At 67.7% G+C, this 1,828-nt stretch carries 3 protein-coding genes; 2 read left to right on the top strand and 1 reads right to left on the bottom strand.

Going from position 1 to position 1,828, the window contains the following annotated elements:
- The coding region (locus FJY88_14135) for a glycosyltransferase family 1 protein (GenBank protein MBM3288466.1) at positions 1–712 on the bottom strand (712 nt) is incomplete at its 3' end.
- Positions 713–834: 122 nt separating this feature from the next.
- Here FJY88_14135 and FJY88_14130 point away from each other — a divergent pair.
- Positions 835–1,623: an endonuclease V gene (locus FJY88_14130; protein ID MBM3288465.1), complete on the top strand. Its 789-nt coding sequence runs from the start codon at positions 835–837 to the stop codon at positions 1,621–1,623.
- 14 nt (positions 1,624–1,637) lie between these two features.
- The coding region (locus tag FJY88_14125; protein ID MBM3288464.1) for a polynucleotide adenylyltransferase PcnB at positions 1,638–1,828 on the top strand (191 nt) is incomplete at its 3' end.

Below are 1,828 nucleotides of genomic sequence, written 5' to 3'. Positions count from 1 at the left end.
GCTCATCGGTGATCGATCGATCCTCCGGGTTGTTCTCGGGAAGATCGGTGTCGAGAAGGAGAAGAGGGACCCGGCCGACCTGCGCCCGCCAGATCTGGGCGAAGACCTCGCGGCTGGCGATCTCGATTGAGATCCTTCGCGGCTGCCCCTCCGCCGTCTCCAGGTGCAGGGGAAGGCGCTCGAAGTCGTAAGCGGTTCGGACTTCCTGCTGCCAGCCGTCCCGATTCAGATACTGGCGGAAGTAGCCCCGCCGGTAGAGAAGGCCCACCCCGACGAGCGGGATTCCCAGATCGCTCGCGCTCTTCAGATGATCCCCGGCCAAGACGCCCAGACCACCGGAGTAGATCGGCAGCGACTCGTGAAGTCCGAACTCCGCGCTGAAGTAGGCGATCTGCAGGTCGGTCGAGCTCCCGTGAACCTGCTCGAACCAGGTCCTCCGGCCGAGGTAGGCGTTCAGATCGCCGACCATCTGGTCCATGTTGGAGAGGAAGGCGTCGTCGGCCGCGAGCGCCTCCAGCCTTTCCTGGGGAAGCGCCCCGAGGAGGTCGACGGGGTTGTGCCGGGTCTTCTCCCAGAGATCCGAGTCCATGCGGCTGAAGAGATCCGACGCGTACGGAACCCAGGTCCACCACAGATTCCGGGCCAGGATCCCCAGGGGAAGCAGTCTCTCGGGAAGGTTGGGAACTACCCGGAATGTCCGGACGGTCGGCATGTGTCCTCCCAGGGCACGCCGCGGATGCCGCGGCACTCGTCAATTATCGGAAGCAATGACTTGCTACTGTAACACATCCTAGGATCCTTGATCCTCTGCCGGATTGCGCGCAGAATCGCCCCATGCGCGCGCGGATGCTCCATCGGTGGGACCTCTCTCCCCGGGAGGCGGTCGCGACCCAGTCGCTCCTTCGCGACCGGATCCGAGAGACCCCCCTCGACTGGACGCGTCTGCGGCATGTTGCCGGTTGCGATGCGGCCTCGCTTGGCGGGGATCTGATCGCCGCGGCGGTCGTCTACGATCTCGAGGCGCGCGAGATCGTCGAGGTCGCCTCCGCCCGCGGCCCAGCGCCCTTCCTGTACGTGCCGGGGCTTCTCTCCTTCCGAGAAGTCCCGGTCCTTCTCGCGGCGCTGAGCGGGCTCCGCACAACGCCGCAGGCCATCCTCTGCGACGGACAGGGTCGCGCCCACCCCCGCGGGTTCGGCCTGGCCTGCCACCTCGGGCTCCTCCTCGAGACGCCGAGCGTGGGAGTCGCCAAGAGCCGGCTGATCGGCGATGCTTCCGAACCCGCGGCCAGGCGCGGGTCGTCGACCGCCTTGCTGGACCGGGGAGAGACCGTAGGAAGAGTGCTCCGGACTCGAGATGGAGTACGTCCCCTTTACGTTTCCGTGGGTCACAGAATCACGCTCGAGGACTCCGTCAGGCTGGTGCTGAGGACGGGGATGGGATATCGGCTCCCCGAACCGACCCGTCAGGCCGATCGCCTTGTACGGGGGCTGTCCCGAGAGGCGCGGGCCCGGACTGCGGAGCCGGCCGAGACGACATCCCTTGCCGGGCCCCGATCGGGTAGAATCGACCACTCGGGCAGGACTGACTGCGGCGGCGCCGCGCGGCGCCGCGGCCACGGTTGAGGAAGCACGACTCCATGGAAGACCTCGTCCACTCCTTCGAGGCCACGCTCCCCGAGGGCGCGCGGCGCACTGCGGAGGCCCTCCTGCGCGCCGGCGGCCGAGCCTGCGCCGTGGGGGGCTCGCTGCGGGATCACCTGCTCGGCCTCGAGGTGAAGGACTGGGACTTCGCGACCGATCTCCTTCCGGAGCGTGTCCGCTCGCTCTT

This window comes from Candidatus Eisenbacteria bacterium (assembly GCA_016867495.1).
Lineage (GTDB): Bacteria > Eisenbacteria > RBG-16-71-46 > CAIMUX01 > VGJL01 > VGJL01.
The sequence above is the reverse complement of the archived record's forward strand: the minus strand, read 5'-3'. Positions and strand labels throughout refer to the sequence as shown.

Excerpts from the sequence above, each read along its gene's own strand:
- FJY88_14130 (MBM3288465.1), top strand. The coding sequence starts at position 835 with ATGCGCGCGCGGATGCTCCATCGGTGGGACCTCTCTCCCCGGGAGGCG.